Origin of the sequence: uncultured Nocardioides sp. (genome assembly GCF_902805925.1) — a bacterium.
In the GTDB taxonomy this organism is placed as follows: Bacteria; Actinomycetota; Actinomycetes; order Propionibacteriales; family Nocardioidaceae; genus Nocardioides.
The window spans coordinates 1-5,785 of sequence record NZ_CADCUP010000150.1 but is presented as its reverse complement, the minus strand read 5'-3'; the positions used below and the strand labels follow the sequence as shown (position 1 = coordinate 5,785).

Below are 5,785 nucleotides of genomic sequence, written 5' to 3'. Positions count from 1 at the left end.
GCTGCGTACCTGACCTCGAGCCCGTCGACGGTGAACACCGGGACGCCGCGCTCCCGGCTCAGCCCGGCCGCTCGCAGGGCTCGGCGTGCCTCTCTCCGAGACTCCCAGTCGTACACCGACACGTGGACGAAGGCCCTGGGCCGTCCGGAGTCCTCGCAGAAGCTCCCGCGGCGGTACTCGTGGCCGAGATCCCCCAGCACCCGGTGGGCGAGGGCCTCCAACCGGGGGTAGTCCTTCCGCTCCCGGTCCAGGCACTCACTCATGGCGGCGGTCCTACCGCCGGCGCAACCGCAGGTGGCGAGAGTGACGAGCAGCGCGACGGTCGGTCCGACGACCACTCGACGGCGAGGCATCGGCCCAGTCTTCTCCCGAGCGGGCCGTGGCGGCCCTCGGTGTCAGGAAAGTCCCCCAACTTGGCGAGGAGCCCGGGAGCCCACGCGCCGGCGGTCGCTGCGGGCAGCGGGCCCAGGGAACGACGATCCCCTCCCGGCCGTCCCATCGCCATGACGGGACCGGACCTGGTGCGAGCACGCGGCCGGTGGCGCAGCCGATGCGGTCCGAGGACCGCTGTGGTGGCCGGCTGCCTCACCGGTGGTGCAGCCTTCGTCGCGGTCACGGGAGCAAGTCGGCTGTACTTCGTCAACGCGCACGGGCCCCTCGACACCCACGTGGTGCACGGCTGGCTGGCCAGCCTCGGCTCCGGAGTCGCGGGGGCGGTCCTCGTGCTCGCCGCGGTGTGGGCGGCCGCCCGCCTGTCGGGCCCGGCCCTCGCCCTCACCGTCGGCGTGCTGGCCACGTCGGTGTGGCTGCTTCCGCGGGCGGTCGACGTGCATGAGAGCTGGGAGCCGCAGCCCAACCCGAGGTGGTCGTGCACCGGGTGGTCCTTCACGCACTACCCGCCGGGAGTCAGCGACGCCGACGCGACGACGTACTGCGTGGGCTTGGAGACGCGGATCCCGGACGGCTAGGCGGTGCTCGGCAGCGCGGAGCCGAGCGAGTGCCGATGGCCGGAACCGGCCATCGGGCGATGGCCGGAACAAGGGATGCCGCGGGGCCGGCCGCTGCGATGTCATGGTCGACATGACCTACGACACCACGAGCGCTACGTGCGGATCGCCGCCGACCACCATCTCGGTGTGGTCCTCGAGACCGCCACCTGGCGGGCCAGTCGCGACTGGCTGGACCGGCAGGGCTTCGCCGCGGGCGATGTTGCGCGTCTCAACCGGCTGGCGGTCCAGCTGCTGGACGAGCTGCGTCAGCCGACCACCTCGCCGGACACCACGGTCGTCGTCAGCGGCTGCATCGGTCCCCGCCTCGACGGCTACGCACCCGAGCGTGCACTGAGCGCCTCGGAGGCCCACGACTACCACCTCGAGCAGGTGACCGCGCTCGCCGGCGCGGGGGCGGACCTGGTGTCCGCTATCACCATGACGTCCGCCGAGGAGGCCATCGGCGTCACCCGGGCGTGCCAGGAGGTGGGCGTCCCGGCCGTCATCTCCTTCACCGTCGAGACCGACGGACGGCTGCCGGACGGGACGGCGCTCGACGACGCGGTCCGGCTGGTCGACGAGGAGACCGGCGGCTACCCGGCCTACTACATGGTCAACTGCGCCCATCCCGAGCACTTCAGTGATGTGCTCGCCGCCGGTGGCGCCGGGATCGAGCGCATCCGGGGTATCCGCTGCAACGCGTCCCGGCTCAGCCACGCCGAGCTGGACGAGGCCGAGGAGCTGGACGCGGGCGACCCCGTGGAGCTGGCCGCCCAGTGCGTCGCCCTGCGGGGAGCCAATCCCCAGATCACCGTCCTGGGTGGCTGCTGCGGCACCAACCACGACCACATCGCGGCCCTCGCCGACGCGCTCACCGGCGCTGGTGCGGGGGCTGCCGGGGCCCGGCCATGAGCGCGGTGCTGGACCGGCTCTTCACGCGGTGGTACCCGCTGCTGATGTCGATCTCGGAGCGGGCGGGGCAGGCCGACGTACGCACCGCGCAGCTGTCGCGCGCGGTCGGGCGCACCCTCGAGGTCGGCGCCGGCAGCGGGCTCTCACTGGCGCACTACGGCGACGACGTCACCGAGCTCGTGCTGGTCGAGCCGGACGCCGACTTCCGGAGGTCCCTGCGCCGGACCGTCGACTCCTGCACGGGCCGGGCGTGGCCGGTGACCGTGGTCGATGCCGACGTCCACCGGCTGCCCTTCGACGACGCGAGCTTCGACACCGTCACGGCATCCTTCACCTTCTGCTCGGTCGGGGATCCCGACGTCGGGATCGAGGAGCTGCACCGGGTGCTGCGGCCGGGAGGCCGGTTCCTGTTCCACGAGCACGTGCGCGGCCACGGGCTGCGCGCGCGGGTCCAGGACCTGGTGGCCCCGGTGCAGGCAGCGCTCGCCGGCGGCTGCCGTCCCAACCGGGACTTCGCGGCCCGCCTGCGCGACTCCCGCTTCCGGGTCGACGAGCTGGTCCCGGGCCGGATGCCGCGCGCCCTGCCGACCGTCTCGCCGGTGGTCCACGGGACCGCGTCGCGCCGCTGATCGGCCGGAGCGCGCCGCCCAGCGGGAGCCCTACACTCGGTCCGTGACCGAGGAGGACCAGGTCGTCCGCTACGCGACCGTCCACGGCCGCTCGGTCGCCTGGGCCTCGGTCGGGTCGGGGCCGGCGCTGGTGGTGGGCGGCTGGTGGTCGAGCCATCTGGGACTGGACTGGAAGGATCCCCGGTTCCGCCGCTTCGTGACGGTCCTGGCGCAACGGCACCAGGTCATCCGCTACGACCGGCCGGGCACCGGGCTCTCCGACCGGTCCGGCCCCAGCCCGTCCTCCCGCGAGGACGAGGTGGCGGTCCTCGTGGGGCTCGTCGAGGCCATCGGTCTGCCGTCCCTGTCGCTGTTCGGAGCGAGCTCCGGATCGGTCGTCGCAGCCGGCTGCGCGGCGGCGCTGCCCGGCCGGGTCGATCGCATCATGCTGTACGGCGGCTACGCCCACGGCGCAGACATCGCGTCACCGGCTGCCCGGGCAGCGACCGTCGACGTCGTACGACGCCACTGGGGTCTCGGGTCGCGCGTCCTGGCCGACCTGTTCATGCCCGGCGCGTCGGCCGAGGAACGGGCATCCTTCGCCAGGTTCCAGCGCCAGGCCACGACGCCCGACGAGGCCGCCGCCGAGCTCGCCCTCGTCTACCGGCTCGATGCGCGTGACGTGCTCGGGTCGGTGGCGGCTCCCACCCTGGTGCTGCATCGTCGCGCCGACCGCGCCATCCCGTTCGCGCTCGGACAGGACCTGGCCTCCCGGATCAGCGGGGCGGAGCTCGTCGCGCTCCACGGGGACGAGCACTTCCCCTGGCGAGGGGACTCTCGAGCGGTCACCGAGGCCGCGGCGAGGTTCCTGGCCGGATGCGACCTCCGGCCCACGGTCGCGTCGTCGGCGGGCCGAGGCTCGAGCCGACCGCTCTCCGCGCGGGAGACAGAGGTGCTCCGGCTCGTCGCCACCGGCAGCACCGACGCACAGATCGCTGCGGAGCTCGTGCTCTCCGTCCATACCGTGCACCGGCACGTCTCGAACATCCGCACCAAGCTCGGGGTGCCCTCACGTGCGGCCGCGGCGGCCTGGGCAGCGCAGCAGGACCGGTGGTGACCGGCCCTCGCGCCCGTCCCTACGCCTCGTCGGCCGAGAAGTCGACGGTGTGCCAGCCCTCGGCGCCGTCGGGCAGCACGTCGACCTCGACCCCGCTCTGCGTGGTGCCGTCGCGGTCGGTGGCCCGGACCCGCAGCAGGTGGTCGCCCGGACCCACGTCGAGGGTGGCCGCCCACTGCACCCACGTGTCGACGGTGCCGGGGTCGGCGAGCTCCGCGCGCTGCCAGGCCCCGCCGTCGAGGGCCACCTCGACGGCCTCGATGCCGACGTGCTGCGCCCACGCCACCCCGCCCACGCGGACCGCGCCGGCCACCACCTCGTCGCCTGAGCTCGGCACGTCGATGCGCGAGGACAGCTTGACCGGCCCCCGCTCCGCCCAGCCCCGGTCGGTCCAGAAGGCCGAGACGTCGCTGAACCTGGTCACCTCCAGGTCGACCACCCACTTGCACGCCGACACGTAGCCGTAGAGGCCCGGCACGATGGTCCGGACGGGGAAGCCGTGCTCGAAGGGAAGCGGCCGACCGTTCATCGCCACGGCCAGCATGGCGTCGCGGTCGTCGGTGAGCGCGTCCCAAAGGGTGCCGCACGTCCAGCCGTCGTCGCTGGTCTGGAGGACGGCGTCCGCGCCGTCCTGCACCCCCGCCTCCTCCAGGAGCGTCGCGACCCGCACACCGGACCACCACGCGTTGCCGATCAGCGGTCCGCCGACGGGGTTGGAGACGCAGCTCAGCGTCACCCAGGCCTCGGTGACCTCCCGGTCGAGGAGGTCGGTGAACGTCAGCACGACCTCGCGGTCGACCATCCCGTGGATGCGCAGCTGCCAGTCGCTGGGGTCGATGATCGGCACGGCGATGGTGGTGTCGATGAGGTAGAAGTCCTCCGAGCGGGTGCGCCACGGCGACACGCCGTCGACCCCGATGCGGGTGTCGGGCGACGGCTCGCGCCGGGTCACCCCCGGGAGCCGGAGCAGCCGACGGCTCTCCTCCACCCGGCGGCGTCCGGCACCGACGAACCGCCCGAGCGCGGCCACCACCGCCGCGCCGAATCCGATCGAGACGGCCATCGTCAGGAACCGCCGACGACCGTCGTCCTCCGACCCGGAAGCAGGGCTCACCCGGCGACCCAGGAGGTCCAGGCACACGACCCAGGTGAGGAAGCCGACCACCACTGGGATCGCGTCGGTGGCGCGCGCGCCGTCTTGTCGCAGCACGGCGAACAGCCCGAAGGACGCCAGCAGCAGCCAGGCGACCAGGGACCGGCGCCAGGACCGCGATCCCAGCCAGCCGATGGCGACGAAGACCAGGCAGGTGAGCACGATGATCGTCGCGACCAGCACCGGCTTGTCGGCACTGCCGAGCAGCCCGATGGCCGTCTCGGCCACGGCACCCGGCGTGACGTCGACGACCAGCTCCGCCACGGCCACGACCGGCGACTCACGGATGGTGAGGACCAGCGCCGCGGCGTAGCTCGTCGCCAGGCCGGCGAGGCCGGCGACGAGACCGGCCAGGGCCCACCTGCGAGACGCACTCATGTGACTCATTGTGGCTCAGGCATGATCGGCCCGTGACCCATCTGCCTCCGTACGCCCTGCCGCGCACCGGCGTCGGCACCGACGTGCACCGCCTGGTCGAGGGTGCCGGGCTCCACCTCGCCGGGCTGTCCTGGCCCGACGAGCCGCGCGGCCTCGAGGGCCACTCCGACGCCGACGTAGCCGCCCACGCCGCGTGCGACGCCCTGCTCTCGGCCGCCGGGATCGGCGATCTCGGGAGCAACTTCGGCACCTCGCAGGCCGAGTGGGCCGGCGCGTCCGGCGCCGCGCTGCTCGCCGAGACCGCCCGGCGGGTCCGGGCAGCCGGCTTCGCGATCGGCAACGTGGCGATCCAGGTGGTGGGCGACCGCCCGCGCCTCGGCCCGCGCCGCGCCGAGGCCGAGGCTGCGCTGACGGCTGCCGTCGGCGCACCGGTGTCGGTCTCCGCGACGACCACCGACGGGCTCGGGCTCACCGGTCGCGGGGAGGGGATCGCCGCGATCGCCACCGCCCTCGTCGTCGGCCGGCGCGACCCGGCGTAGGTCAGCCGGCCGTGCGCGTCGCTGAGGGCTGGGGGACGACACCGCGGGCGCTAGGCTCGCCCGGTGCCGCCGACCCCGCCCGCCCGCGC

General features: G+C 74.1%; 7 protein-coding genes. 5 read left to right on the top strand and 2 right to left on the bottom strand.

Annotated features, from left to right (window positions below):
• Positions 1–263, bottom strand: a 263-nt coding sequence (locus QZX64_RS10900; RefSeq protein ID WP_295659514.1) for a hypothetical protein, incomplete at its 3' end; no start/stop codon positions are given.
• A gap of 309 nt (positions 264–572) precedes the next feature.
• On the opposite strand from QZX64_RS10900, the gene QZX64_RS10895 reads away from it, so the two are divergent.
• From QZX64_RS10895 to QZX64_RS10880, 4 genes are all read left to right on the top strand, one after another.
• Positions 573–968: a hypothetical protein gene (locus QZX64_RS10895; RefSeq protein WP_295659512.1), complete on the top strand. Its 396-nt coding sequence runs from the start codon at positions 573–575 to the stop codon at positions 966–968.
• A gap of 138 nt (positions 969–1,106) precedes the next feature.
• Positions 1,107–1,901 carry a homocysteine S-methyltransferase family protein gene (locus QZX64_RS10890; protein ID WP_366558541.1) on the top strand — a complete coding sequence of 265 codons (795 nt, stop codon included), beginning with the start codon at positions 1,107–1,109 and terminating at the stop codon, positions 1,899–1,901.
• Complete coding sequence (locus QZX64_RS10885; protein WP_295659507.1) at positions 1,898–2,530, top strand: class I SAM-dependent methyltransferase; 633 nt, start codon at positions 1,898–1,900, stop codon at positions 2,528–2,530. Before QZX64_RS10890 ends, QZX64_RS10885 begins: the two co-directional genes overlap by 4 nt.
• Before the next feature lie 43 nt (positions 2,531–2,573).
• The gene (locus QZX64_RS10880) at positions 2,574–3,626 is read left to right on the top strand and encodes an alpha/beta fold hydrolase (RefSeq protein WP_295659504.1); all 1,053 of its coding nucleotides are present in this window, start codon (positions 2,574–2,576) and stop codon (positions 3,624–3,626) included.
• 19 nt (positions 3,627–3,645) lie between these two features.
• Here the strand turns inward: QZX64_RS10880 and QZX64_RS10875 are convergent, their stop codons facing one another.
• Positions 3,646–5,157, bottom strand: a complete 1,512-nt coding sequence (locus QZX64_RS10875; RefSeq protein ID WP_295659502.1) for a molybdopterin-dependent oxidoreductase — start codon at positions 5,155–5,157, stop codon at positions 3,646–3,648.
• A gap of 32 nt (positions 5,158–5,189) precedes the next feature.
• Between QZX64_RS10875 and ispF the strand changes: the two genes are divergently transcribed.
• Positions 5,190–5,696, top strand: a complete 507-nt coding sequence (ispF, locus tag QZX64_RS10870; RefSeq protein WP_295659499.1) for a 2-C-methyl-D-erythritol 2,4-cyclodiphosphate synthase — start codon at positions 5,190–5,192, stop codon at positions 5,694–5,696.
• The last annotated feature ends 89 nt before the right edge of the window (positions 5,697–5,785 follow it).